Origin of the sequence: Flavobacterium ovatum (genome assembly GCF_040703125.1) — a bacterium.
Lineage (GTDB): Bacteria > Bacteroidota > Bacteroidia > Flavobacteriales > Flavobacteriaceae > Flavobacterium > Flavobacterium ovatum.
Genome location: NZ_CP160035.1, coordinates 1,832,095 through 1,856,661, shown reverse-complemented (window position 1 = coordinate 1,856,661; position 24,567 = coordinate 1,832,095). Strand labels below are relative to the sequence as shown.

Annotated in this window: 23 protein-coding genes and 1 tRNA gene; 14 read left to right on the top strand and 10 right to left on the bottom strand. The window is 32.4% G+C overall.

The window, feature by feature from the left end; translation table 11 throughout:
• The first annotated feature begins 260 nt into the window (after window positions 1-260).
• The 5 genes from ABZP37_RS07975 to ABZP37_RS07955 all read left to right on the top strand — a co-directional run bounded on the left by ABZP37_RS07975 (window position 261) and on the right by ABZP37_RS07955 (window position 5,954).
• Window positions 261-1,034: a LuxR C-terminal-related transcriptional regulator gene (locus tag ABZP37_RS07975; protein ID WP_366187110.1), complete on the top strand. Its 774-nt coding sequence runs from the start codon at window positions 261-263 to the stop codon at window positions 1,032-1,034.
• A 108-nt stretch (window positions 1,035-1,142) separates the two neighbouring features.
• A complete protein-coding gene (locus tag ABZP37_RS07970; RefSeq protein WP_366187108.1) occupies window positions 1,143-2,438 on the top strand; it encodes a hypothetical protein in 1,296 nt (431 codons plus the stop codon).
• 16 nt (window positions 2,439-2,454) lie between these two features.
• On the top strand, window positions 2,455-3,987 hold the full coding sequence (locus tag ABZP37_RS07965; RefSeq protein ID WP_366187106.1) for a leucine-rich repeat domain-containing protein: 1,533 nt from the start codon (window positions 2,455-2,457) through the stop codon (window positions 3,985-3,987).
• 262 nt (window positions 3,988-4,249) lie between these two features.
• The gene (locus ABZP37_RS07960) at window positions 4,250-4,537 is read left to right on the top strand and encodes a hypothetical protein (protein ID WP_366187105.1); all 288 of its coding nucleotides are present in this window, start codon (window positions 4,250-4,252) and stop codon (window positions 4,535-4,537) included.
• 265 nt (window positions 4,538-4,802) lie between these two features.
• A complete protein-coding gene (locus ABZP37_RS07955) occupies window positions 4,803-5,954 on the top strand; it encodes a T9SS type A sorting domain-containing protein (protein WP_366187104.1) in 1,152 nt (383 codons plus the stop codon).
• Window positions 5,955-6,140: 186 nt separating this feature from the next.
• Here ABZP37_RS07955 and ABZP37_RS07950 read toward each other — a convergent pair whose 3' ends face one another.
• The 4 genes from ABZP37_RS07950 to ABZP37_RS07935 form a co-directional block, all read right to left on the bottom strand.
• Window positions 6,141-7,625, bottom strand: a complete 1,485-nt coding sequence (locus ABZP37_RS07950) for a leucine-rich repeat domain-containing protein (protein WP_366187103.1) — start codon at window positions 7,623-7,625, stop codon at window positions 6,141-6,143.
• Between the two features lie 218 nt (window positions 7,626-7,843).
• A complete protein-coding gene (locus ABZP37_RS07945; protein ID WP_366187101.1) occupies window positions 7,844-9,085 on the bottom strand; it encodes a hypothetical protein in 1,242 nt (413 codons plus the stop codon).
• A 203-nt stretch (window positions 9,086-9,288) separates the two neighbouring features.
• A tRNA-Pro gene (locus ABZP37_RS07940) sits at window positions 9,289-9,363 on the bottom strand.
• A gap of 99 nt (window positions 9,364-9,462) precedes the next feature.
• The gene (locus ABZP37_RS07935) at window positions 9,463-10,224 is read right to left on the bottom strand and encodes a LuxR C-terminal-related transcriptional regulator (protein ID WP_366187100.1); all 762 of its coding nucleotides are present in this window, start codon (window positions 10,222-10,224) and stop codon (window positions 9,463-9,465) included.
• A 298-nt stretch (window positions 10,225-10,522) separates the two neighbouring features.
• On the opposite strand from ABZP37_RS07935, the gene ABZP37_RS07930 reads away from it, so the two are divergent.
• From ABZP37_RS07930 to ABZP37_RS07905, 6 genes are all read left to right on the top strand, one after another.
• Window positions 10,523-11,290 carry an AAA family ATPase gene (locus ABZP37_RS07930; RefSeq protein ID WP_366187098.1) on the top strand — a complete coding sequence of 256 codons (768 nt, stop codon included), beginning with the start codon at window positions 10,523-10,525 and terminating at the stop codon, window positions 11,288-11,290.
• Window positions 11,291-11,294: 4 nt separating this feature from the next.
• Window positions 11,295-12,194: a ParB/RepB/Spo0J family partition protein gene (locus ABZP37_RS07925; RefSeq protein ID WP_366187096.1), complete on the top strand. Its 900-nt coding sequence runs from the start codon at window positions 11,295-11,297 to the stop codon at window positions 12,192-12,194.
• The gene (locus tag ABZP37_RS07920; protein ID WP_366187095.1) at window positions 12,194-12,757 is read left to right on the top strand and encodes a DUF5683 domain-containing protein; all 564 of its coding nucleotides are present in this window, start codon (window positions 12,194-12,196) and stop codon (window positions 12,755-12,757) included. The genes ABZP37_RS07925 and ABZP37_RS07920 overlap by 1 nt, the downstream gene beginning before the upstream one ends.
• Before the next feature lie 55 nt (window positions 12,758-12,812).
• On the top strand, window positions 12,813-13,514 hold the full coding sequence (gene dapB / locus ABZP37_RS07915; protein WP_366187093.1) for a 4-hydroxy-tetrahydrodipicolinate reductase: 702 nt from the start codon (window positions 12,813-12,815) through the stop codon (window positions 13,512-13,514).
• Window positions 13,515-13,548: 34 nt separating this feature from the next.
• The gene (gene lepB, locus ABZP37_RS07910) at window positions 13,549-15,126 is read left to right on the top strand and encodes a signal peptidase I (RefSeq protein ID WP_366187091.1); all 1,578 of its coding nucleotides are present in this window, start codon (window positions 13,549-13,551) and stop codon (window positions 15,124-15,126) included.
• A gap of 74 nt (window positions 15,127-15,200) precedes the next feature.
• Window positions 15,201-15,827: a WbqC family protein gene (locus ABZP37_RS07905; RefSeq protein ID WP_366187090.1), complete on the top strand. Its 627-nt coding sequence runs from the start codon at window positions 15,201-15,203 to the stop codon at window positions 15,825-15,827.
• 99 nt (window positions 15,828-15,926) lie between these two features.
• Here ABZP37_RS07905 and ABZP37_RS07900 read toward each other — a convergent pair whose 3' ends face one another.
• From ABZP37_RS07900 to ABZP37_RS07875, 6 genes are all read right to left on the bottom strand, one after another.
• Complete coding sequence (locus ABZP37_RS07900) at window positions 15,927-16,973, bottom strand: endonuclease/exonuclease/phosphatase family protein (protein WP_366187088.1); 1,047 nt, start codon at window positions 16,971-16,973, stop codon at window positions 15,927-15,929.
• A gap of 72 nt (window positions 16,974-17,045) precedes the next feature.
• On the bottom strand, window positions 17,046-17,909 hold the full coding sequence (locus ABZP37_RS07895; protein WP_366187086.1) for a rhomboid family intramembrane serine protease: 864 nt from the start codon (window positions 17,907-17,909) through the stop codon (window positions 17,046-17,048).
• A 27-nt stretch (window positions 17,910-17,936) separates the two neighbouring features.
• Window positions 17,937-18,692, bottom strand: a complete 756-nt coding sequence (locus ABZP37_RS07890) for a rhomboid family intramembrane serine protease (protein WP_366187084.1) — start codon at window positions 18,690-18,692, stop codon at window positions 17,937-17,939.
• Window positions 18,689-20,548: a DNA mismatch repair endonuclease MutL gene (mutL, locus tag ABZP37_RS07885; protein WP_366187083.1), complete on the bottom strand. Its 1,860-nt coding sequence runs from the start codon at window positions 20,546-20,548 to the stop codon at window positions 18,689-18,691. The genes ABZP37_RS07890 and mutL overlap by 4 nt, the downstream gene beginning before the upstream one ends.
• A gap of 147 nt (window positions 20,549-20,695) precedes the next feature.
• Window positions 20,696-21,268, bottom strand: a complete 573-nt coding sequence (gene ribH / locus ABZP37_RS07880) for a 6,7-dimethyl-8-ribityllumazine synthase (protein WP_366187081.1) — start codon at window positions 21,266-21,268, stop codon at window positions 20,696-20,698.
• 44 nt (window positions 21,269-21,312) lie between these two features.
• Window positions 21,313-22,086: a tetratricopeptide repeat protein gene (locus tag ABZP37_RS07875; protein ID WP_366187079.1), complete on the bottom strand. Its 774-nt coding sequence runs from the start codon at window positions 22,084-22,086 to the stop codon at window positions 21,313-21,315.
• A gap of 250 nt (window positions 22,087-22,336) precedes the next feature.
• Between ABZP37_RS07875 and recF the strand changes: the two genes are divergently transcribed.
• The 3 genes from recF to ABZP37_RS07860 are packed head-to-tail and all read left to right on the top strand — an operon-like array spanning window position 22,337 to window position 24,565.
• Window positions 22,337-23,416, top strand: coding sequence for a DNA replication and repair protein RecF (gene recF / locus ABZP37_RS07870; RefSeq protein ID WP_366187077.1), 1,080 nt, complete (start codon window positions 22,337-22,339; stop codon window positions 23,414-23,416).
• Window positions 23,417-23,476: 60 nt separating this feature from the next.
• Entirely contained in the window at window positions 23,477-23,872 is a 396-nt protein-coding gene (locus ABZP37_RS07865) for a rhodanese-like domain-containing protein (RefSeq protein WP_366187075.1), read from the top strand.
• A gap of 18 nt (window positions 23,873-23,890) precedes the next feature.
• The gene (locus tag ABZP37_RS07860; RefSeq protein ID WP_366187073.1) at window positions 23,891-24,565 is read left to right on the top strand and encodes a DUF2461 domain-containing protein; all 675 of its coding nucleotides are present in this window, start codon (window positions 23,891-23,893) and stop codon (window positions 24,563-24,565) included.
• Window positions 24,566-24,567: the final 2 nt, after the last annotated feature.

The following is a 24,567-nucleotide window of genomic DNA, read 5'->3' as shown; positions in this document are numbered from 1 at the left end:
TCTGGTTGAGCAGTTCGACTGTCGCTCTATGGAGTAGAATATAATCTCGACTTCGCTACCTATGACGTTTTTTATTAAAAAGGGCTTCGACAAGCTCAGCCTGATAAAAGTAACGTCATTTTATATTGCTTTTTTGGTTAAAAAATTACACCTCGATTTAACAAAATTAAAACAGCAAATTCAAGGATTAAACGGTATTACTATTTAACAAAAAATAATTCTCATAAACAACTCTGGTCAAATTTCACACACTTAAAAAAATGAATACTAAAATCCTTAACATATACGATGAAGTTTTTACCAGTAACACTGATTTTTCGAACACTATTGTAGAAAAACACATTAGCAAGATTAAAGAATTAGACGAATTTCTACCACCTAGTTTATCTTTTTTTATAGTTACAAATACGGCTCAAAACAGTTTTCCGTTTGTGAGTAAAAATTTTGAATATAATTTAGGTTTGGATTCTGAATTAATGAAAACGATGGGAGTCCCCTATTGGATGAGTCATTTTCACCCAGAAGAATTAGAGTTATGGGTCCATATACTACAAGATTTAATGATCTATACAATGACCGAAGTTGCACCCAAAAAACGACTTAGATTATCCTACACGTGGAATTTTAGGATTAAAAAAGCCGATGGGAATTACGTAAATCTGTTTGAGCACCAAGTTCCTGTTTTAGTAGACGAAAACTACAAACCAGTTATTGGTATCGGACATTTGACAATGATAGGCGAAGGCGAACCAATGCCGCTAAAAGCAACCGTAAAATTTTTAAACGAAAACAACGAATACGAAACCCTATTGAATAAGAATTATTCTCAAAAATTACTTACTGATGGTCTTACTAATCGCGAAAATGACATCATTAGATACCTGGCCTTAAAGAAAAGCAGTAAAGAAATCGCTGGTATCCTAGGCATAAGTTCGCATACCGTAGATACACACCGTAGAAATATTTTAAAGAAATTAAACATCAATTCTACTGGGGAATTAACAGGTTACGTAAAAACACATCAACTCTACTAAAATATACTCAATTTGAGTATTTCAGAGATTTTTAATAAGAATTAATTTAGCAAATTATTAATCGGGATTTGGAAATGTATAAATAACGACTATCCTAAAAAACGAAATATGAAAAAACTATTACTTCCTTTTATACTAATCTCTACAGTCTCTTTTTCTCAACAAAACCCATGCGATGCAAGATACGGAAAAGCTACGGCGATGCCATCTGAGGGATGGTGTTTATATGCCGAAAATTTAAAAAAAGTAGGTAAACCTTCTGCAAGTGCTGAATGTCGTTGTGAAAATGGGAGAGCTATAGAAAAAAGTAGATTAACCAAAATACAAGCAGATGACAAAGTACGAAAAGATGCTAATGATCTATACAATAAATTAAATGATGAGTATCAAATAGCGCTTACAAAATCAAGAAACTTACCAGAAGAAAGAATTAATGAACAAATAAGTATTCTAAATTCGATAATGTCTGTTGCACAACAGTTAGATAAAATCCGAAATAGTACTTTCCACGTTTCTAGTGTAAAAACTGACTTAGAGTATCTAGAAAGCCAAAAACGAAAAAAAACAATAACTATTGGGTCTAATAACAATTCTTCAAGATCTAAATCACAGCAAGAAACCAACTATACTCAAAAAACTACTTCACCAAAACTACAGAAAAACTACACGGATGTCATTCAACAAACCCAGCAAAATATCAATCGTTTTGACAAAGCTAGAGCAAATGCACAAAATACATTAAACAACTTTTTTAATGCTCGACAGCAACAAGCAGATAAAAATCGTGAATTAGAACAAGCAAGGTATGAAAGAGAAATGGAAGAAAGAAAAGAGGAAGAAAGACTTGAACAACTAAGGCTTCAAAAATTAAGAGATGAACGCGCTCAAAAAGAAAGAATAGAAAATGCTCGGTCTAATTTTATGAATGGTATTCAAGACATGGATATGCCTGTAGTTGTAAATAAAAAAGAAGTTTTTTTTATTATAATCACAAAAATGAACAATGAGGATAAAATTGAAATTTCACCCTTTTCATTAATCGCTAATACGGATAACATCTTGCCTTATAAAATTGATATTGTTAGTGATTACAAAAAAATAACAGGACGAAATAGCATTTTTGTCCAAGGTCCGTATTACACTTTTGACGAACAAAAGAAAGCTATTTCCTCTTTTCAAAAAAATGCAAAAAACAACTATACAAGCTATAGTTTAATAAAATACTCTTATGAGGATCAATTCAACAAAGCAGCATCCTTAAATCAAGATTTTGGGGGTAAGGAAGCCACAAATACCCCCTCCACAACTACTTCTGAAAGCACCGATTTTTGGGGAGAAAAAACTACAAAAAAAACAAACACCACAAAAAAAACAGAAACAACCAAGTCTAGTATCTGGGAATAACTTAAACCATCACATTATGAAAATAAAAATAGCACTACTATTAATTCTAGGCTTTTACTTTAACTCATTTGCTCAAAGTTCTGAAGCGTTAGCTAAATATCACTTTATAAAAGCACAAAATGCTTATGGAAACGGAGATAACGCCACTGCAATAACTAATTTGAATACTTGTGTTAGTTCCTTAGGAAAAACCAACTCTAAGATTGAGGCATTGTATACCTATGTCTATTATAACAAAAAAAATTATACAAAAACCAAAGAGCACATGACCACTTATTTTAAAATTGCTTCCGAAGACCATAGCGATTACATGAAAATGATTTCATTACTTACAGTGACCAACAACAAAGCCAAGGAAGAAAAGGAAAAACAAATTGAAGAACAACAAGATCATAAAAATTGGGAACTTGCCATGGCAACCATGACTTCTGAGGCTTTTGAAACCTACCTACTTAATTCAAAAAACAAAATTTATAGAGGGGAAGCCGAAAAATACAATTCTCATAAAACGGTCACAAAACTTCTATTACTACCTGATGGATATCATAATAAAGTGATGAGTTACTTATGTGTAAAGGATTTTGCTAGTTTGAAATATTATTTCAACGTCACACGTCTAGCTGCTACTTTTACTACTAAAGCAATATTCCATATACCAAAAGACATTGACAAACTCACTAAAATTACCGAAATAGATTTTTCAAATGACCAATTAGTTAGCCTTCCTGAAAGCATTGGAAACCTCAAAAACCTTAAGTCATTAACGCTTGAGGACAATAAATTAATTAGCCTACCAGAAAGTATTGGAAAACTTAAAAATCTTGAAACATTATATCTGCATAAAAACCAATTAACTAGCCTACCTGAAAGTATTGGAAATCTTACAAGGCTTATTGATTTAAGGCTTGATGATAATCAATTAACTAGCTTAGTAGAAAGTATTGGAAACCTTAATAACCTTAATAGATTAATCATTGGAAAAAATCAACTAACTAGCTTACCGGAAAGCTTTGGAAAACTTCAAAATCTTAATTCTTTATATCTTTATCAAAACCAACTAACTAGCCTACCTAAAAGCTTTGAAAAACTTCAAAGCCTTAACGAAATAGCTTTAGGCAGGAATCAATTAACAAACTTACCTATTAATATTGGTAGTCTTAAGAACCTTACCAAATTATGGCTCGATATAAATCAATTAACAAGCTTACCTGAGAGCATTGGAAACCTCCAGAATCTTAAAATACTTTGTCTTCACAAAAATAAATTAACAAGTCTACCTCTAGAAATTTGCAAACTTACGAGCCTTACTAGATTAGATCTTGACTACAATCAGTTAACAAGTCTACCTGCAAGTTTAGGAAATCTTAACAATCTTAGCACTCACTTAGATCTTTCTCACAATGAGAACTTAACGGATTTACCTATGAGTATGGTTCGTTTAACTAATCCCATAAATATACAAACATCTAAAGATCAGAAAAAATTAAACAAAGCACTATCTAATCTAAAAAAGACCAACTCAAACATTACGTTACAAATCTTAGAATAGTAGAATAAAACCCTTAGTTTTTGGAACTAACAAAGCTAGCCACATTATCAAAATAAAAATCACAGTCCTATTACTTAATCGAGATATAAATAAGGAGTAACGACAAAGGAACTGCTATAATTCACTTAAAAAATAAAGCATCGCGCTATAAAAAATTAAGAGGTTATAAAGCCATTTGGAAAGCAATTGAGGAATGGTAAAACACTAATCTTCTGCTAGATTTTTTTAAAAACCATTTTACAAGCCCGAGATTCAAAAAGCTTTGAAGAGTTGTAATTATGAAAAACTACAACCTAAATTTGAAATTATAGAATGGCAATATGCACTAAACGAAACCTACATTAATTTAGAAGAATTAGGAACAATAGATGATTACGAATCTGAACAGCATTATTTAAAAGAGAAAAAATGGTATTCTAAACAAATAAAAAAAGCAAATCGAATTATTGATTCTAATCTGAATCAATCTAAGATGTTTGCTGTTATAAATAGCACTGTTTGGCTGGGAGTTACAAATAATACTGTTAAACACATAAATAGAGTAAAATGAAAAATATTTCGGAAAATTTCTCCCCAATAATAAAACACATCAACTCTACTAGAATATACTCAAATTGAGTATTTTTTAAACTTTTACGAATAATTACCTTTGTAAAATAAAACTTCTAAATAATGATCATATTATTTTTAAGACTCTGAATTTGAAATAAATAGTACCCAATTAATATCGGGTAAAATTACAAGCTTTTCCGCTTAGGAAATAATAAAAACAAATATTCATCAATCTAATTACAATTAATTTAAAATTACAAATTATGAAAACAAAATTACTTACATTCTTGCTTTTTTTATTAATTTCAAATGCTGCTCAATCCCAAACAAACACTACAGATTATGTCTCTGGAGTTTTGGGTGCAACTTTTTTGACAATGAATGGAACCGATATGTATGTATTAGGTTCTGAAAATATTTATAGAATTGATACAACAATAAATAACCCTACACCAACGACTATTTATACAGTTCCAAACGACTTTTATTTGGTTAATTTCACACTCAACGGCAATTTATTTTATATAGCACTTGAAAACTATATCCAATCTACAGATACTTTTCTTGGAGGGAAAATAATATCACTAGATTTAAATAACTTATCTAGCCCAGCGCAAGACATCTATACAACTGGGGAGTATATAAGTTCTATTACAAATAATGGCTCTACTATTTACATAACAGCAGAAACATTATTAAATCCACCAAGCTTTGAACCATTTATAACGCATTTAGATAAAATTGATGCCAGCATTCCTAATCCAACAGCGCAAGTAATAGTTAATAACGTAACTAATACTAGTGTTGTGAAAGGTAATATTATTGACAACAATATTATTTATTTATCATCAATAGATGATCAGAAAATTTTAACAATTGATGTATCTCAAAACAATCCCTCAGTAAACACATTAGTAAGTTCTAGGTTTTCTAGAGGTCTATTTAAGTCTGGTAATGACTTATATATGTCTAATGGTAGTTTAATAACTAAAATTGATTTAACAAACCCTACAGTAGGTTCAACTGATATTGCAGTAAATAGTACATATCAAGACACTAATAATGGGAGCTTATTCTTTGCGAATTTTAGAGATGTTATTTTGGTTGGCAATAAAATATATGCAACCTTACAGAACCAAGGTAGAGTTGTACAGGCTATTGACATGACTTTATCCACAAATGATTTTAATAATCAACTTTCAAATGTATTCGTTTACAATAAAAAGAATGAATTATATATTAATGGCTTAAATAATCAAAATCATAATATTGAAATTTATACTATTTCTGGACAGAAAATAGTATCAAAATCTATATCTCCAACTAACAATACAATAGACATTAACAGTCTAAGTACTGGAATATATATACTCAAAATTGACAATCAGTTTATTCAAAAAATAATCAAAAATTAATAAACTGAATATTTAACGATAACGAAATGATTACTTCTCAATAATTTTCACTTAAATTGACTCCTAATTTAAAAACAAAAAAACAATCATTAATGTCCGATAAAAAATAAAACCGTAGGATTCTATTTTTTATCGGACATTAATGAAATCATATATTTTACTGTTTATGAAAGCATTTAAAAACATTTATTTCTTTACAAATTTTTTAGATATCTCACCTTTATTTGTTGATATTAAAATATAATAAATCCCAGAAGATAAACTTTCAATATTTATAGTATCATTTATAGTATCAATCACATGCTCCCCTTTTATATTAAAAATACTAGCTGAATTTAATTGATATTGACTTGGTAAAACTATATTCAAATAGTCACTTACAGGGTTTGGATAAACTCTAACCACATTATTTAATTCTCTGTCAATAACATTCAAAGTACCAGATATATGAAAATCCTTCCATACTGCTGTTGTTGAATACCCAGTTCCACTAGGCGCTGATAGGGTAATATTTGATAAAGTTAAACCTTCAAAAGTATTTGCAGTTACACTTGGCGGAGTTGTAGTAGTAATGGAAAAACTATTCAAAGGATTGCAATAAGCAAAAGCCTGACTACCAATTGACGAAACTGAATTCCCCATGGTAACAGTTGTTAGGTTTACATTTGCAAAGAATGTCAGGTTACCAATGCTAGTTACTGAATTTGGAAGTGTAATATTTGCTAAATTGGTTTTGTAAAATGCCGAATTTCCAATAGTTGTAATAGAGTTTCCAAAACTAATTGTAGCTAACAAAGAATTACTTGCAAAAGCATCATCTGCAATTGTAAGCAAACTGTTTGGAAAACTGATACTAGAAATAGATGAAGTTGCATCAATAGGTTGAGCAAACGCTTTTATCCCAATCGAAGATACAGAATTCCCTAGGGTTACTGAAGTTAAATTTAAATTTTCAAAAAATGCTTGACTACCAATACTCGTTACTGAATTTGGAATCGACACACTCGTTAAACCTGTCTTAAAAAATGCAGAACTTCCAATACTTGTTACTGCACTTCCTATTGTAACTGAGTTTAAAAGTGTATTATTTGCAAAGGCGTCGTTCGGAATTACAAGTAAAGTATTTGGAAGAATTATACTCGAAATAGAAGAAGTCGCCCCTTCTGCCTGAGCAAATGCATTAGTACCAATAGATATAACTGAATTTCCCATGGTAACAGTTGTTAGGTTTTCATTCTCAAAGAATGCCTGACTACCAATACTAGTTACCGAATTTGGAATCAAGATACTCGTTAAACCAGTTTTAAAAAATGCTGCATTTCCAATACTTGTAACACCAGCCCCTAAAGCAGCCGAAGTTAATGACATACAATTTGCAAAGGCATCGCTCTCAATTGAAGTAACAGAGCTTGGAAGGACAATACTAGTAATAGAAGAACCAGAAAACGCATATGCTTTTACCGAAGTCACAGTATAGCTAGAAGTTCCGTCTGAAACTGGGGACGGAATTGTCACACTTCCAGTTAATGATTGATTAACCGCTACTTTTGCAGTTAAACCGACACTACTTATTACTTCATATGTAATACCTCCATCGGCAAAATAAGTTTGTGCTTGCATTAGGCCAAAAGCCATTGTGCATAATGCACATAAAAAATATTTTTTTTTCATAATTGTACGTTTTTTATTGTGAGTCGAATACATCTTATTTCGACTAGGAAACACTGTACAAATATAAATTAAATACCGATTAAAAACGATTAATCAAGACTAAACACTAGTAAATAAATATTTATGACATTTATTCTTACAAAATAAACAATCTAGTAATTTGCAATTATCCCCTTTATTTTAATAAAATTGAAGGTTTATGATTTTTTAAAATACAATTAAAGTCTAGTTATGATTTCATCAGCTAATTCAAATGACTTCTGTCCATTTGTTTTTAGATATTGTTCAATTGATTTTTGCAATTTAGGATAGTAAATAGCATAGTTTCTATTACCATCTTCAATCAATTTTGCTGCTTGGTAAATTTTCACCGCTGCTCGTAACATCCATTTTTCAGAATCAATCAAACTTGGTTTTCCTTTGTAAGTACCAATGTGACCAGCGGTCAAATCCAGATATTGATAATCAACTTCACCTTCAGCAGTTTCTATTTCAGAACCTTCGTTAAAATCATTCCAAGTTTCAAGCACTACCCAATCTACTTTATTTTCATATGTTTTATTGATGAGGTTCCACAACTTACCATAGGTTTCCCCATTTTTACGATCAATCCAACGGTTTTGCCCCCAACTAACATTTCTATCATCAAATCCAGGCCAAACTGCACCCGTTACAAATTCTACTTTATTATTCAATTTAAAATCAATTTGAGTATTATAAAACCAATTGATATATCCTTCTCCCCAGTTAGAGCCTTCATTTGTCCAACCTTGAACCCAAGGATAAATGGAGTTCATAACATACTTTCCTGGCACTGCATCTAAATCTAAATCATTCTTAAGCAGGATTGGTGCATTACTTGTAAAAATGGTATTTGCAATGTCCCTATATTCTTGTGAAGTTAAAAAACCATCGTAATTCCAAATATAAATCACAGGTTTTCCATTTTTAGTCAAATAGTGTCTAGTATTTGGAATTATATCATTTTTTAAATGACTGAAGTTACTTAAAGCAGCCGATTCTGTTGCATCTTGATCATCATAGCTAATACTTATACTGTATTCAAAATCTGGATAAATTTCGTCAATTCGCTTGATAGATTCAACAAACATATCAAAGGATTTCTGATCATAATCTGTTCTTACATTAATTATTGCCCCATCAATTCCAACAGCAGAAGAAAGTAAGACATGGTATAAATGCGTCGCCCAAGATTGCGAGCTATAATAACCAATCAATGGTTTTCTAGGCGTACCATAGCTCCAATGTCTTCCCTCTTTACCTTCACCAAACCAAGCTAAATAATGCATCAACACTTTTTTAGCATTTGCTGATGGGTTCCCTACTTCAAATATTTCATGTAAGGGTTCCCTAGTTTCATTATCATTTTCACAAGAGGCAAGCATTATTACCACAGATACAAAAATCAGACAGATTGTTTTTTTTGAGAAATTTATCATTTTTTAAAAGAATTCTTTTTACTACTATTCTAATAACTGATGGTCTTATTTGCTAATGTAGTAGTTTTAAGTACAACACAGCTCAAAATAGAAAGTCTCTTACACAATAAATACTTTTATTAATGAATCTAAGTATTAAAAAAACAATCGCTTGTTCATTTGTAGAAATAAAAAAACCTCCTTGGTTCACAAGAAGGTTTTAGTCGGGGTGGCAGGATTCGAACCTGCGGCCTCCTGCTCCCAAAGCAGGCGCGATAACCGAGCTACGCTACACCCCGTAACGCGGGTGCAAAGATACAATTATTTTTTGCTTATACAAGAAATTTAAAAAGAAAAAAAATAAGGTAAACAACTATTTTAAATATAATCCATAAAACCTAAATCAACCCCAGAGAAATACACTTATTAATCAATTCAGAAGCGTTTTTACAATCCGATTTTTTGTTGATGTTTTTACGGTGTGTTTTTACGGTGTGTTCACTAATATTAAAGATTTCAGAAATCTGAATAGTGGTAAGTCCTTCTGAAATTAATTTGATAATTTCCATTTCGCGTTTGGAAAAACAAGTGAATTCATTAGATTCAAAAGAAACATTAATATCCGTATAGGAAGGATTATCTTTTAAACCGATTAATGAGAATGTATAGCTATTTTTCTTTGTCAGATGATCTATATTTGTATGAATATTTAATGCTTTACCAAACCCACCATTCTCATCAGTAGTCAAAACAATAGCTTGATGATTTAGCATACCATATTCTCCATTCTTTAGTCTACTTCTAAAAGAATAACTAGCTTTATAATTGACAATATTATCAACTCCAACAATATTATAAAGAAATTTTAAATTGGCATTTTCAGCATTGGCTACAAAATCCATATCCTCTGGATGAATAGTTTGTATAATATCGTCAAAAGTTACTGTTTCAGGGTCAAAACCATGAATGTCTTTTATTGAAGGGCTTACATGTGATATTGACATATCAAAAAAGTCAATTACATAGAAATAAAATGGACCTAGACTTACCAATGAACTAATCAGCTCATTAAAATTAATTTCAGGTATAGATGTAAGTTGACGTGCTGTCTTATTACCTTCTTTCCAAACTTTTTTAAGTTTATTATCCTCGTTTTCCATGATAAAAAAATTTACTTAATCCAAAATCAAAAAAATCAATAAACCAATATAGTAAATTTCAGATTAAAAAGCTAGCCTTTAACTTTTATACACCCAAAAAAAAACACATAAACATCATCGTAAAATTAATATTTTGATGCAACTTAAATTTATTTATTTCACTCAAAAAACGAATAATTATCTTGGAATTCACATTCCCCAAACAACCACAAATCAACCATTAACAAATGTTAACAAATTAGATTTTTAGAAACCATAATAAATTGTATTTTTACCGTTCAAAATTTAGACAAAATAAATGGGCAAAATCATTGCGATTGCTAATCAAAAAGGAGGAGTTGGAAAAACAACAACGTCAATCAATCTGGCAGCTTCCTTAGGTGTTTTAGAGAAAAAAGTTTTACTTATTGACGCTGACCCTCAAGCCAATGCGAGCTCAGGAGTTGGCATAGATGTGGAAAATGTAGAAATTGGAACTTACCAAATTTTAGAACATAGTAATACACCATCAGAAGCTATTATAAAATGTACAGCCCCTAACGTGGATGTAATTCCTGCACATATTGACCTTGTTGCCATCGAAATCGAATTGGTAGATAAGGAAAATAGGGAATACATGCTTAAAAAAGCATTAGAAAGTGTGAAAGACAATTATGACTATATCATTATTGACTGTGCACCTTCTTTGGGATTACTTACGTTGAACGCTCTTACTGCGGCTGACTCGGTAATTATTCCTATTCAATGTGAATATTTTGCCTTGGAAGGTTTAGGAAAACTTTTAAATACTATAAAGAGCATTCAAAAAATCCACAATCCAGATTTAGACATCGAAGGTTTATTATTGACTATGTACGACTCAAGATTACGCTTGTCTAACCAAGTGGTTGAAGAGGTTCAAAAACACTTCAACGATATGGTTTTCAATACCATTATACAAAGAAACGTAAAGTTGAGTGAGGCACCAAGTTTTGGAGAAAGCATTATCAACTATGACGCAACCAGTAAAGGTGCTACTAATTATTTAAGCCTAGCTGAAGAAGTAATAAAGAAAAACAGCAACTAATTTTATGGCAAAAGCAATAAAAAAACAAGCCCTAGGAAGAGGTTTATCTGCCTTATTAAAAGATCCCGAAAACGATATTACATCAGCAACTGATAAAAACGCTGACAAAGTCGTTGGAAATATCATTGAGCTTGAAATTGATGCTATCGAAATCAATCCGTTTCAACCTAGAAGTAATTTCAACGAAGAGGCGCTGAAAGAACTCGCTGTTTCCATTAAGGAACTAGGTGTTATTCAACCAATTACTGTCCGTAAATTAGATTTCAATAAATACCAATTAATCTCTGGAGAAAGACGTCTTAGAGCTTCTACTCTTGTGGGATTGACCACGATTCCTGCTTATATTCGTATTGCTAATGATAACGAATCATTAGTTATGGCACTGGTTGAAAACATTCAACGTCACGATTTAGATCCAATTGAAATTGCACTTTCTTACCAACGTTTGATAGATGAAATTCAGCTGACTCAAGAACAAATGAGTGACCGTGTGGGAAAAAAACGTTCTACGATTGCTAACTATTTACGTCTTTTAAAACTAGACCCGATAATTCAAACCGGAATTCGTGATGGTTTTATCAGTATGGGACACGGACGTGCCATTATCAACATCGAAGACTTAGACATACAAACTGATATTTATCAAAAAATTGTAAGTCAAAATCTTTCGGTACGTGATACCGAAGCTTTGGTGAAGAATTACCACGAGAGTTTAAAACCAAAACCAGCGACTAAAGCTAAAGTTTCTTCGTTTGAAATCGATGACGAACAAAAAAATACATTTAACAGGTATTTTGGAAACAAAGTAGATGTCAAAGTAGCTGGTAACGGAAAAGGAAAAATCACCATCCCGTTTCAATCAGAAGAAGATTTTAATCGAATTATTGAATTAATAAAAGGATAGTGAATAAAATAGTTTCCATAGTCTTACTCCTTTTTATACTTGGAACAACTTTTGTTTTTGCGCAAGGAGGAAAAGCAGAACCTGTTGTCACCACCCAAAACTTGGTCAAATCAAACGACATCGATCCTTTGACTCCAGCAAAAGCAGCCTTTTATTCGGCTATTTTGCCTGGATTAGGCCAAGCTTACAATAAAAAATATTGGAAAATCCCATTGGTTTATGGAGCCATTGGAACTAGTTTATATTTTTATTTAGATAGTCAAAAAAAGTATAATTTGTTTCGCAATGCCTACAAACAAAGACTTGAAGGTTTTACTGACGACAAGTACAGTTACCTAGATGATAGCAGATTGATAAGTGCTCAAAAATTCTACCAACGCAACCGAGATTTATCGGCCCTATTTGTTGTTGGTTTTTATGTACTCAATATTATTGATGCCAATGTAGACGCGGCTTTATTACAGTTTAATGTAGATGAAAATCTATCGCTTAAACCAAGTTTGTATCAAAATGAACTAAATGCTAAAACCAATTTGGGATTGACATTGAATTACAACTTTTAAACAGAACATAAAATATAATCACAACCTTATATTTTTAATTTATAAAAAATAACAAATGAAAATTGCGCTTTTAGGATACGGAAAAATGGGTCAAGTAATCGAAAGAATTGCTCTAGAAAGAGGTCATGAAATCGTTTTGAAAAAAGACGAATTCAACACCTATGATGGACTAGCAACGGCTGATGTCGCTATTGACTTTAGCGTCCCTATGGCCGCAGTGGACAATATCTCTAGTTGTTTTCATGCTAATGTGCCAGTGGTTTCTGGAACAACAGGATGGCTAGAACATTATGACGAAATGATTGCTTTGTGTGCCGCAAAAAACGGAGGATTTATTTCTAGTTCTAACTTTAGTCTTGGTGTAAATATCTTTTTTGAACTTAATGATTATTTAGCTAAAATGATGGCCAATCTAGACAGTTACAACGTGACGATGGAAGAGATTCACCACATTCACAAACTAGATGCTCCAAGCGGAACTGCTATTTCACTAGCCAAAGGCGTGATTGAAAACAGTAACTATACTAACTGGACACTAGAAGAAGCAAAAGAAAACGAAATTCATATTGAAGCCGTTCGTTTAGATGAAGTTCCTGGAACACATACTGTAAATTACAACTCAAACGTAGATAGTATCGAAATCAAACATACTGCTCATACTCGCGAAGGTTTTGCTTTTGGGGCTGTCGTTGCTGCAGAATGGTTAGCAGGGAAACAAGGGGTTTTCTCTATGAAAGATGTATTAAACATCAAATAACAACAAAATAACTAACTACTAATACTAAGAATCTATGACACTAATTCAATGGTTTGTGTTTTTTCTTTTCATCCAAGTCGTTCACTTTATAAGTACTTGGAAATTATACGAAGCCGCAGGAAGGAATAAATGGGAAGCTGCAATTCCTGTTTATAATGCGATCGTACTTATGAAAATTATAGGTCGCCCTAGTTGGTGGACCATTTTACTTTTTATCCCAATCATTAACCTAATTATGTTTCCTGTAATTTGGGTAGAAACCCTAAGAAGTTTTGGAAAACGTAGTACAGTTGACACACTTTTAGCTATTTTTACTTGTGGTTTGTATGTGGGATACATCAATTACACTCAAAAATTAGAATACATTTCAGACCGTAGCTTAAGTCCTGAAAACAAAACAGCTGATACCGTAAGCTCATTACTATTTGCCATTGTGGTAGCAACTATAGTTCACACCTATTTTGTTCAACCTTATACAATCCCAACCTCATCCTTAGAAAAATCACTACTAGTTGGAGATTTCCTTTTTGTGAGCAAAGTCAATTATGGAGCTAGAGTACCAATGACAACCGTAGCATTACCAATGGTTCACGACTCTATCCCAGCAACCAAAAGAAAATCTTATTTATCATGGCCGCAATTACCTTACTTAAGATTACCAGCCATAGAAAAAATCAACCGTACCGACATTGTGGTTTTCAACTGGCCGGTAGATACTGTACATTACTTTTTTGAGCCAAAAGGTCGTCCTGGTGTTATCAAACCTATCGACAAAGAATCAAACTATGTAAAGAGATGTGTTGGTATTCCTGGAGATAATTTATCTATCAAAGACGGAATCGTTTATATTGACGGGAAAGTATTGGTTTTGCCAGAAAGAGCTAAACCGCAATTTTCTTATGCAGTCGCTATAGACGGAAAAACGCCTATTGATTTTGAATCATTAATCAAAAAATTAGACATTACAGATGGTGCCGGTTTCAAGGACGAAACTTCTCGTGATACGGTTTATTTCAGAGCATTAACTGCTACTAGTGCCGAAGTATTAAAAAATACCGCTGGAATTACAGCTGTAAAACAAGAAATTGCAAGAGGTACTGAAAGTGGAATTTTTCCCCATATAAACAAATGGAATAGAGATAATTTTGGACCAATATACATTCCCCAAGCAGGGAAAAAGGTTTCGTTAACACTTGAAACACTTCCTTTTTACGAAAGAATCATCAAAGCATACGAAAAAGACGAGAACGGCAATAACAATGACCTAAAAGTAACTGGAAACGAAATCCGATTAAACGGTCAAATTGTTACCACCTACACTTTCAAACAAGATTACTACTGGATGATGGGTGACAACCGTCACAACTCTGAAGATAGTCGTTACTGGGGATTTGTTCCAGAAGACCATATTGTAGGAAAACCTGTTTTCATCTGGATGAGTTGGGATACTAACGGTAAAGGAATCAACAAAGTGCGTTGGGACCGTGTGTTCACAACCGTAAGCGGCGAAGGACAACCACAATCATACTTCAAATATTTCTTGATTTTCTTAGCGCTCTATTTCGTAGGAGAACATTTTTATAAAAAAAGAAAAGAGAACAAAGATCTTTAGTCAAAAAGTTTACAGTTTGAGACAAAACGTTTCCCAAAACTATCTTAAACTGTAAACTTTAAACAATTAAACAAATGGACACCTTACTTCACCCTACTTATTTTCCGTCTATCAGTCATTTTTCGGCTATGGTGCAGGCAGATGAAATTGTTTTTGAAGTGGAAGACAATTTCCAAAAACAGACCAATAGAAACCGCACTTATATATATAGTCCAAATGGAATTCAGTTATTAAATATCCCTATCAAACATTCCAAAGACAATCATCAAAAAACAAAGGAAATTTTGATTGATTCTGACTTCGATTGGCAAAAGCAGCATTTCAAATCCTTAGAAGCAGCTTATAGAAGTTCGCCTTTTTTTGAACATTTTGAAGATGATATCACTCCTTTATTCGAGAAAAAACACAAATTTTTGCTCGATTTGAATTTTGAAGTATTCGAATTTCTAACCAAATGTTTACGCATTAAACTAGCCTTTACTACCACCACCGAATATTTTCATGAAATCGATTCTAATGTTACCAAAGATTATCGTTTCTTGGCCAACGGAAAAAAAGACAGTTCGGTTTTTGAACCTTATCAACAAGTTTTTGATGATAAACACGGTTTTATAAATAACTTGAGCGTCTTGGATTTGATATTTAATGAAGGAAAGTTCACGATTGATTATGCAAAGAACCAAACTTTGCTACTCCCATAATTAAAATATAAAGGGATTAGCAGACAGATACTGCAAATTTAAAAAATCTAAAATGGATTTATTTTAAAAACTTTGTGCCTTTCCTGCAAAAAACACCAACTAGTCCAAAGAGATTTTAGCCATAATAGGATAATGGTCCGAGTTTTCAAAATCTGAAAAACTCTCAAAAGTTTTGACTTTTATGCTTTGGTCCACAAAAATATAATCAATTCTAGCTGGGTAATATTTGAATTTATACGTTTGCCCAAAGCCAAGACCGGCCTCTTCAAAACTATCTTTTAGGTTTCCTTTAATATTTCTATACACATAAGAGAAAGCACTGTTATTCATATCTCCACAGATGATTACAGGGTATTTGCATTGTCTCTTATGTTCCTTTAAAATTTCAGCTTGGTCTTGCTGTTGTTTAAATGCTTTACTGATTCTAAAAAGCATTATTTGGGATTTCCCCTGATTCATTGCGTCAATATTTTCAGAAATCTCATTGACATCTGGAGAAATCTTAATGGATTGTAAATGCATATTATAAATACGAATAATATCTTTCCCTTTCTTTATATCAGCATAAATAACGTTGTTATTCGAGTTGGGAAAAACTATATTTCCTTGGTCAATAATAGGGAATTTAGAAAAAATAGCTTGTCCAGTTTTAATTTTATTCCCCGTCATGTAAATATACTTATGAGGATAAATTTTCAAATCAATATTAGCCGAATGCGAATATTCTTGGATGCAGAGAATATTAGGGTTTTTATCATTAATGAAAGACAAAATATTGTGTGGCACATCTTCTTTATCTAACCATTTGAAAAGGTTCAGCAGACGAACGTTATAACTCATTACCACAAAATCTTTCTCGTCTTCTGGATATTCTTTAGTAGAAAATTTATAAAATTTATTTATAAAAGTAATCCCCATCAACAGTACTAATCCAGAAAGCACCATACGTTTTTTGAATTGTATTGCCCAATAAAGAAAAAACAGCGTATTGAAAATAAAAAAAGCGGGCATGAAGAGTGTTAACACAGATAATATCGGAAACATTTTGGGTGCCAAAAAAGGCAAAATGTAAGCGATAAACGTGACGATAGTTAATACAATATTAAAAAAAAACATCCCTCTATTGAACCATGAAAGCTTCTTCATATCATTCCTTTTTCGGTTTGAAAACCTAATATTTACATTTTAGAAATAGCTGTAAACATCAATTTACTATTCCTACTTTCCTACTTTAAACAAAAATTCTTTTTCCTCTTTGGTCAGACTATCATACCCTGATTGACTGATTTTATCTAGAATTTCATCAATCTGCTGTTGTGATTTATCTTTTGTGACAATTCTAGATTCTCTCTTTTCGATAGGTTTAGAATAATTTTTATGTACTTTCTTAAACGGCATTTTTCCAGATTTATTAAACAAATTAGCAGCAAAATCAATCACTCCAGACACCAACTTACTTAGATCAGTTCCGTTTTGTAATAATTTAATAAAAACCAAACCGAACAAAGCTCCTGACAAATGCGAAATATGTCCACCAGTATTACCTAAACGAAATTGCATTAAATCTAAAATCAAAATAACAGCTGTAATATGCCATAATTTCACATTTCCAATCAACATTAAGCGAACATTCATTAGAGGCTGATATGTAGTTACCGCCACCAAAATAGCCATTATTGCAGCCGATGCTCCTACAATTCCAGAACTTATATTCATAAAATAATAACTCCCTACAAAAACAGCACCTGCAAAAATGGCGCTTAGAAAATAAAGTCCTAAAAACTGCTTTTGGGTAAAATAAGTTAAAAATAACTGGCTGGAAAAGTTCAATATTATCATATTGAATAACAAATGCAGAAATCCGTCATGAAAGAAAGCATACGTTAAAAAAGTCCATGGAGCATAAATAAATGGAGCTGGATCTGTTTTCAATGCAATCCAAGAAGGGAAATTAAAATTGCCTCCTTGATATTGGTAGAAAAAAACTAATGAAATCAGAAAACAACCCACATTCCAGTAGATTAATCTATAGGCTATTCCTCCGAGTTTGTATTGTACTTTTAAATCTTCTAAAATATTCATTTTAATTTCTGAATTAATTCCTAAAAACTAGTTCCAACGATTGTCATTGAATTGATTTTTCTTCCAATACCACATAATCAAAAGCCCGCATAACGCACCACCTACGTGAGCAAAATGAGCAATTCCACCACCTCCAGAACCTCCAAAAATAGATTGTCCTGAAACTCCCAAATACAAATCAATCAACACCAATCCAGGTACAAAATACTTCGCTTTAATTGGAATTGGAATAAACATTAATGATAATTCAGCATTAGGAAACATAAAAGCAAAAGCAACGATCACTCCATAAATAGCCCCAGAAGCTCCAACCATTACACCACCAAAAGAACTCATAAAGTTTTGAAATTGTGAAACGGTAAGAATCTCTTGCCACTGTGTATTGATTTTCCCTTGGTTCAAAAGTTGCATAACATCTTCTTTCGCAAATCCACTAGAAGTAATGATATCAATAGCTTGATTAAAATAATAGTAATTAATTGCTGTATGCAATGCTGCCGCACCCAATCCACAGGAAATATAAAAAAACAGAAACTTGCGTCCTCCCCAAAAATGTTCCATCGCCGAACCAAAAGAATACAAAGCAAACATATTAAAAAAGATATGCATCAATCCACCATGCATAAACATGTGTGTGATAATTTGCCAACCATGAAAATCTGAGTTTTCAGGAAAAAACATGGCTAAGACTTTATACGCAGGATCACCTACAAATTGAGTACCTATAAAAAACAGGATGTTTATTATAATTATTTGTTTTACCGTATCGGTTACATTCATCATATTGCAAATTTTTTATCTATATCTTCCACACGCATGGTGATGAAAGTTGGTTTTTGAAAAGGGGAAACATTAGGCTCTTTGCAAGCAAAAAGTCCGTTAACTAAATTTTCTTGTTCTTTAATGGTTAAAGCGGTGCCTGTTTTGACGGCTAAACTCTTTGCCATGGATTTAGCAATTGAATCATTTTGACTGAAACTATTTTCAGGAATACCATCTTGTAAGTCACTTAATAATTGTTCTAATAAAATCGACACTTCACTTTCGACCACATTGACTGGAATTCCAGAAATCACAACATGCTCTGTGTATGAATCGTCAAATATAAATCCAGTGTTGACCAAAGACAATTTCAAGTCGGCAATCAATTCCATTTCGGTAGTCGAAAAATACAACTCCAAAGGAAACAACAATTGCTGACTAGAGGCTTGATGAACGGTCATATTCGTCAAAAACTGCTCATACAACACGCGCTGATGTGCTCGTTGCTGATCCACAATCACCATTCCAGACTTTATAGGTGACACAATATATTTTTTATGAATTTGGTAGGTGTTTCGTACCGTTTGTTCTACTTCACCATCATTGAATAAAGAACCTGTTACCAGTTCATTTTCAAATTCAATACCACTAGTTGCAAATTCATCTTCTTTCCCAAGGCCAACATACAAACTTTCCCATTGTGCCGTAGCAATTGGTTTTTTATAATTCGAACTAGAACCTCCTGAATAATGCTTATTTACTTTATCATCTGAAAAGGGATTAAAGGTACGATCCACTTGAATCGTAGGTGTTGCTCCTTCCAGATCTTTAAAACTATATGGCGTATCAAGATTCGAATCTCTATCAAAATCCAAAACAGGTGCTATATTAAACTGACCTAGACTATGTTTTATAGAAGCTCTTAAAATAGCATACAAAGCATGTTCATCATCAAACTTAATTTCCGTTTTGGTAGGATGAATATTAATATCAATGGTATTTGGTGGCACGGTTAAGTATAAAAAATAACTCGGCTGCGCACCATCTTTTAAAATCCCATCATAAGCCGCCATAATTGCATGGTGCAAATAACCGCTTTTTATAAATCGATCATTAACAAAAAAGAATTGCTCTCCCCTACTTTTTTTGGCAAATTCCGGTTTACTCACAAAACCTTGAATGGTTACAATCTCGGTTTCCTCTTGAACAGGAACTAACTTTTCGTTGGTTTTACCAGCAAAAACATTTACTACACGTTGCCTTAATGTGGAAGGTGGTAAATTAAACATTTCGCTGCCATTATGGTAAAAAGTAAAATAGATATTAGGGTGCGCCAAGGCTACTCGTTGAAACTCATCAATAACATGACGGTATTCCACCGTATCCGACTTTAAAAAATTACGACGAGCTGGAATATTAAAAAACAGATTTTTGACCGAAAATGAGGTTCCTTTAGGTAAAACCGCTACCTCTTGTGAGATAAACTTACTTCCTTCAATCACAATTTGAGTTCCTAGCTCTTCTTGATCTTGCTTGGTTTTCATTTCTACATGGGCAATCGCAGCAATAGAAGCTAATGCTTCGCCACGAAAACCTTTTGTACCTATGGAAAATAAATCTTCAGCCAAACGGATTTTAGAAGTGGCGTGGCGCTCAAAACACAAACGAGCATCTGTAACTGTCATTCCTAATCCGTTGTCAATGACTTGTACCAATGCTTTCCCTGCATCTTTAATAATTAGCTTGATATCAGTGGCCTTGGCATCAACTGCATTTTCCAACAATTCCTTCACTACCGAAGCCGGCCGTTGTACGACTTCTCCAGCGGCAATTTGATTGGCAACATGATCAGGAAGTAATTGAATGATACTGGACATTGAAAATTATTTCGGGTTTATGGTTTAAAGTTCCAAATTTAAGAAATTTATACTTGGATTTAGGACTTCCTAAATCATAAATAAAACAAAAAACCTACACTGTAATTTTTCACAGTATAGGTTTATAAATGAAATATTTATAATTTTTTATTCCTCTAATTTAAGAGGCTCATTTTCTATTTGTAATTGACCAGAGGCCAATAAAGCTGGTTTTTTATATTCATGTGCTAAGGAAGCCTGTTGACGAATATAAGCCATCTTGATTGCTGCAATAGCTGCTTCAGTCCCTTTATTCCCATGAATCCCTCCACTTCTATCAATAGACTGTTGCAAGGTATTATCTGTCAAAACACAAAATATAACAGGAATATCTGTTTGTACATTTAAGTCTTTGATTCCTTGTGTTACTCCTTCGCATACAAAATCAAAATGTTTTGTTTGACCCTGGATTACACAACCAATTGCAATTATAGCATCCACTTTTTGAGTTTGAAGCATTTTTTTGCAACCATAAATCAATTCAAAACTTCCAGGTACATTCCAACGAGTAACATTAGTAGAAGGCACTTCGTTATCTAAAAAAGCATCTAAAGCTCCTTTATACAATCCTTCTGTAATCTCTTCGTTCCATTCGGACACTACTACTCCAAAACGAAAATCCTTCGCATTAGGTAGTGTACTTTTATCATAAACCGATAGATTTTTATTTTCAGTTGCCATAGTCAATTAAGATTTTAGATAGTTGTTATTATAAACTCAAAAAATTATTGAGCCAATCCAATCAATGCATCAACAGAAGCAGCTTCTGGAGTGGTATCGTAATTATCCTTAATGTCTGTTAAATATTTCAAAGCATCTTCTTTTTTACCTAAAGCCAAGGCTGTTTTCCCTGCTTTTAATAAAAACCGTGGTGTAGTGAAATCATTTTTATTCACACCAGCTGCTTTCACATAATAGCTTAAAGCTTCTTCTGCGTTGTTATTCTCAGAGTAAGCATCACCAATTGCTCCTTTAGCCAAAGCACTCAAAATCATATCATCTGATTTAAACTTATCTAAATAGTCAATTGCTTCAGCGTATTTACCTGTATTCAATAAAGCGATACCTGCATAATAATTAGCTAAATTTCCAGCATCAGTTCCTGAATATTCATCAGCAATTTTGATAAATCCAAATTTACCTTCTGAACCATTCAATGCTAATTTATATAGAGAGTCACTAGCGACACCATTTGTTGCTTTTTCAAAATTTTGTTGTGCTAAAAACATTTCGTTTGCAGCTTCATTTTGTTTTGGCTCTGCAATAAATTTTTGAAACACTAAATAACCTACTGTAAATATAGCTACAGCTCCTACAATACCAATAATAGCTTTTTGATTTCTAGCAACCCAGTCTTCCGTTTTAGAAGCTGTTTCGTCTAATTTAGAAAAAACTTCAGCAGTTGTACTGTCTTTTTCATCAATTATTACATCTCCAGCAGCATCTTTAACTCCTTTTTCTTTTGGTGTTTTATATCCTCTTTTATTATAAGTAGCCATTTCAATTAAATTTAGTGAACCGCAAAAATAAAATTTTTATTCAAACTCACACATAAAAACTAGCTTTTTATAATTTAATTAAATAATATATCTCAATTAACACTAAACACAGCAAATTAACACCTCTTTTTTTATGATACTTAAACAACCCAAACCTCTCTTTTATCATTTTTTTTCAATAATTTGCGAGCTCTTATAGAAAACACAACAAAAAACAATAAACAGCATAATATCAGCTGTCTCCTAAAAAATGTATTTAAAAAAAATTTCCTTATTCAATTATAAAAATTTTTCTGAAGTCAATTTTGAGTTTGATGGTAAGATTATTTGTTTTGTTGGAAAAAACGGCATTGGAAAAACCAATATTTTAGATGCTATTTACCATCTCTCCTACGGCAAAAGTTACTTTAATCCTTTAGCCGTTCAAAACATCAAACACGGTGAAGAGTTTTTTGTCATTGATGCTGAATTCATTAAAGAAGAACGCACAGAACAACTAGTATGTAGCATGAAAAAGGGTCAGAAAAAAGTCCTCAAACGCAATGGAAAAGCGTATGATAAATTTTCAGATCACATTGGTTTTATACCTCTTGTAATTATTTCACCTGCGGACAGAGACCTTATTGTAGAAGGAAGTGAAACCCGCCGGAAATTCATGGACAGTGTGATTTCACAATTGGACTCCAAATACCTCCAACAATTAATACATTACCAAAAAGTAATGAGTCAACGCAATGCTTTATTGAAGTATTTTGCATTAAACCACGTTTTTGAGAAAGAAACCTTATCCATTTACAATGAACAATTAGAAGGCTTCGGCTCTTACATTCATGAAAAAAGAAAAGAATTCATAGCTGAATTTCTACCTATTTTCAATGCACATCATCAAGCCATAACAGGTTCAGCCGAAGATGTACAATTAGTGTATGAAAGTCATTTATTCAACAAAGACCTCATAACGCTGTTAGAAGAAAACATCAATAAAGACCGTGCTTTACAATATACAAGTGTTGGCACCCACAAAGATGATTTATTGTTTGAAATCGACAATCATCCTATTAAAAAATTCGGTTCACAGGGACAACAAAAATCTTTTTTGATAGCTCTAAAACTAGCACAATTTGATTTTCTAAAAAAACAAAGTGGCGTCAAACCACTGTTGCTCTTTGATGACATTTTCGACAAATTAGACGAAAGTCGTGTCTCTAAAATCATCGAAATGGTAAATAGTGATGCTTTTGGTCAACTATTTATATCTGACACACATCCAGAACGCACAGAGGCAATTGTCAAATCAACCCATCAATCCTATCAAATATTCAACTTGTAAATTATATTAAAAGTAAATTTTACTTACCTTAGTAAAACACATATTTAAAATTAAATCCTAATGAAATTCCGTAATCTTATTTTCCTAATTCCAGCATTTATATTGTTAAGTTGTCAAAAACAACATTCTCAAAACCGCACTATTGTTGATGCAGCTACTTTTTCAAAAAAAATAGAAGCAACTGAAAAACCACAAATTATAGACGTACGCACCCCAGAAGAATTTGAAGAAGAACACCTCATCAGCGCTAAAAACATCAATTGGAACGGAGATAATTTTGATACTGAAGCAGAAAAACTAGACAAATCAAAACCTGTTTTTGTATATTGCAAAAGCGGAGGAAGAAGTAAAAAAGCGTCTGCTAAACTAACTGAATTGGGCTTTGAAAACATATATGAATTGGATGGTGGATTTTTACAATGGAGTTCAGAAGGTTTAAAAAGCAATAAAAACTAAAATCATAATACTAACCCTATGTTATCAAAGGACAGTTTACAATTTCTTGACGATTTAAAAGCAAACAATAATAGAGATTGGTTTATTACAAATAAAAAAAGATACGAGGTTTTCAAAAAAGACTATCATCAATTAGTTTCAGATTTCTTGGATGAAATAAAACCATTAGATGCTTCTTTAGAAATGTTAGAAATAAAACATTGCACCTTTAGAATTAATCGTGACATTCGGTTTTCAAAAGACAAATCACCCTACAAATCTCATATAGGAGTTTGGTTATCCTCTGGTACCAAAGGAAACAACAGAGCTGGGTATTATGTTCATATCGAAAAAGGGGCTAGTTTTATAGCAGGAGGATTTTATGCTCCTGAATCTGATGATTTAAAAAAAGTACGCAAAGAAATCGCCTTTTTCCATGAAGATTTAGAAGCTATTTTAAGAAACAAAACGTTTAGAAAGGAATTTGACACTTTTGCACGAACCGAAAAAAGCTGCCTAAAAAACCCTCCAAGAGGATATGATAAAGAGCACCCTGCCATTGAATTGTTAAAATTAAAAAGCTTTGAAGTATTACAAAAATTTGATATTACTGAAATTACCCAAAAGGATTTTGTAACTAAAATGACTAAGAAATTAATAATATTAAAACCTCTAAATGAGTTCATGAATCGCGCATTAACTGCTGACGACTAATA

What these genes read in the sequence shown, in the direction of transcription:
- ABZP37_RS07975 (WP_366187110.1), top strand. Translation starts at nt 261, where the DNA reads ATGAATACTAAAATCCTTAACATATACGATGAAGTTTTTACCAGTAAC.
- ABZP37_RS07970 (WP_366187108.1), top strand. Translation starts at nt 1,143, where the DNA reads ATGAAAAAACTATTACTTCCTTTTATACTAATCTCTACAGTCTCTTTT.
- ABZP37_RS07965 (WP_366187106.1), top strand. Translation starts at nt 2,455, where the DNA reads ATGAAAATAAAAATAGCACTACTATTAATTCTAGGCTTTTACTTTAAC.
- ABZP37_RS07955 (WP_366187104.1), top strand. Translation starts at nt 4,803, where the DNA reads ATGAAAACAAAATTACTTACATTCTTGCTTTTTTTATTAATTTCAAAT.
- ABZP37_RS07950 (WP_366187103.1), bottom strand. Translation starts at nt 7,625, where the DNA reads ATGAAAAAAAAATATTTTTTATGTGCATTATGCACAATGGCTTTTGGC.
- ABZP37_RS07945 (WP_366187101.1), bottom strand. Translation starts at nt 9,085, where the DNA reads ATGATAAATTTCTCAAAAAAAACAATCTGTCTGATTTTTGTATCTGTG.
- ABZP37_RS07935 (WP_366187100.1), bottom strand. Translation starts at nt 10,224, where the DNA reads ATGGAAAACGAGGATAATAAACTTAAAAAAGTTTGGAAAGAAGGTAAT.
- ABZP37_RS07930 (WP_366187098.1), top strand. Translation starts at nt 10,523, where the DNA reads ATGGGCAAAATCATTGCGATTGCTAATCAAAAAGGAGGAGTTGGAAAA.
- ABZP37_RS07925 (WP_366187096.1), top strand. Translation starts at nt 11,295, where the DNA reads ATGGCAAAAGCAATAAAAAAACAAGCCCTAGGAAGAGGTTTATCTGCC.
- dapB (WP_366187093.1), top strand. Translation starts at nt 12,813, where the DNA reads ATGAAAATTGCGCTTTTAGGATACGGAAAAATGGGTCAAGTAATCGAA.
- lepB (WP_366187091.1), top strand. Translation starts at nt 13,549, where the DNA reads ATGACACTAATTCAATGGTTTGTGTTTTTTCTTTTCATCCAAGTCGTT.
- ABZP37_RS07905 (WP_366187090.1), top strand. Translation starts at nt 15,201, where the DNA reads ATGGACACCTTACTTCACCCTACTTATTTTCCGTCTATCAGTCATTTT.
- ABZP37_RS07900 (WP_366187088.1), bottom strand. Translation starts at nt 16,973, where the DNA reads ATGAAGAAGCTTTCATGGTTCAATAGAGGGATGTTTTTTTTTAATATT.
- ABZP37_RS07895 (WP_366187086.1), bottom strand. Translation starts at nt 17,909, where the DNA reads ATGAATATTTTAGAAGATTTAAAAGTACAATACAAACTCGGAGGAATA.
- ABZP37_RS07890 (WP_366187084.1), bottom strand. Translation starts at nt 18,692, where the DNA reads ATGATGAATGTAACCGATACGGTAAAACAAATAATTATAATAAACATC.
- mutL (WP_366187083.1), bottom strand. Translation starts at nt 20,548, where the DNA reads ATGTCCAGTATCATTCAATTACTTCCTGATCATGTTGCCAATCAAATT.
- ribH (WP_366187081.1), bottom strand. Translation starts at nt 21,268, where the DNA reads ATGGCAACTGAAAATAAAAATCTATCGGTTTATGATAAAAGTACACTA.
- ABZP37_RS07875 (WP_366187079.1), bottom strand. Translation starts at nt 22,086, where the DNA reads ATGGCTACTTATAATAAAAGAGGATATAAAACACCAAAAGAAAAAGGA.
- recF (WP_366187077.1), top strand. Translation starts at nt 22,337, where the DNA reads ATGTATTTAAAAAAAATTTCCTTATTCAATTATAAAAATTTTTCTGAA.
- ABZP37_RS07865 (WP_366187075.1), top strand. Translation starts at nt 23,477, where the DNA reads ATGAAATTCCGTAATCTTATTTTCCTAATTCCAGCATTTATATTGTTA.
- ABZP37_RS07860 (WP_366187073.1), top strand. Translation starts at nt 23,891, where the DNA reads ATGTTATCAAAGGACAGTTTACAATTTCTTGACGATTTAAAAGCAAAC.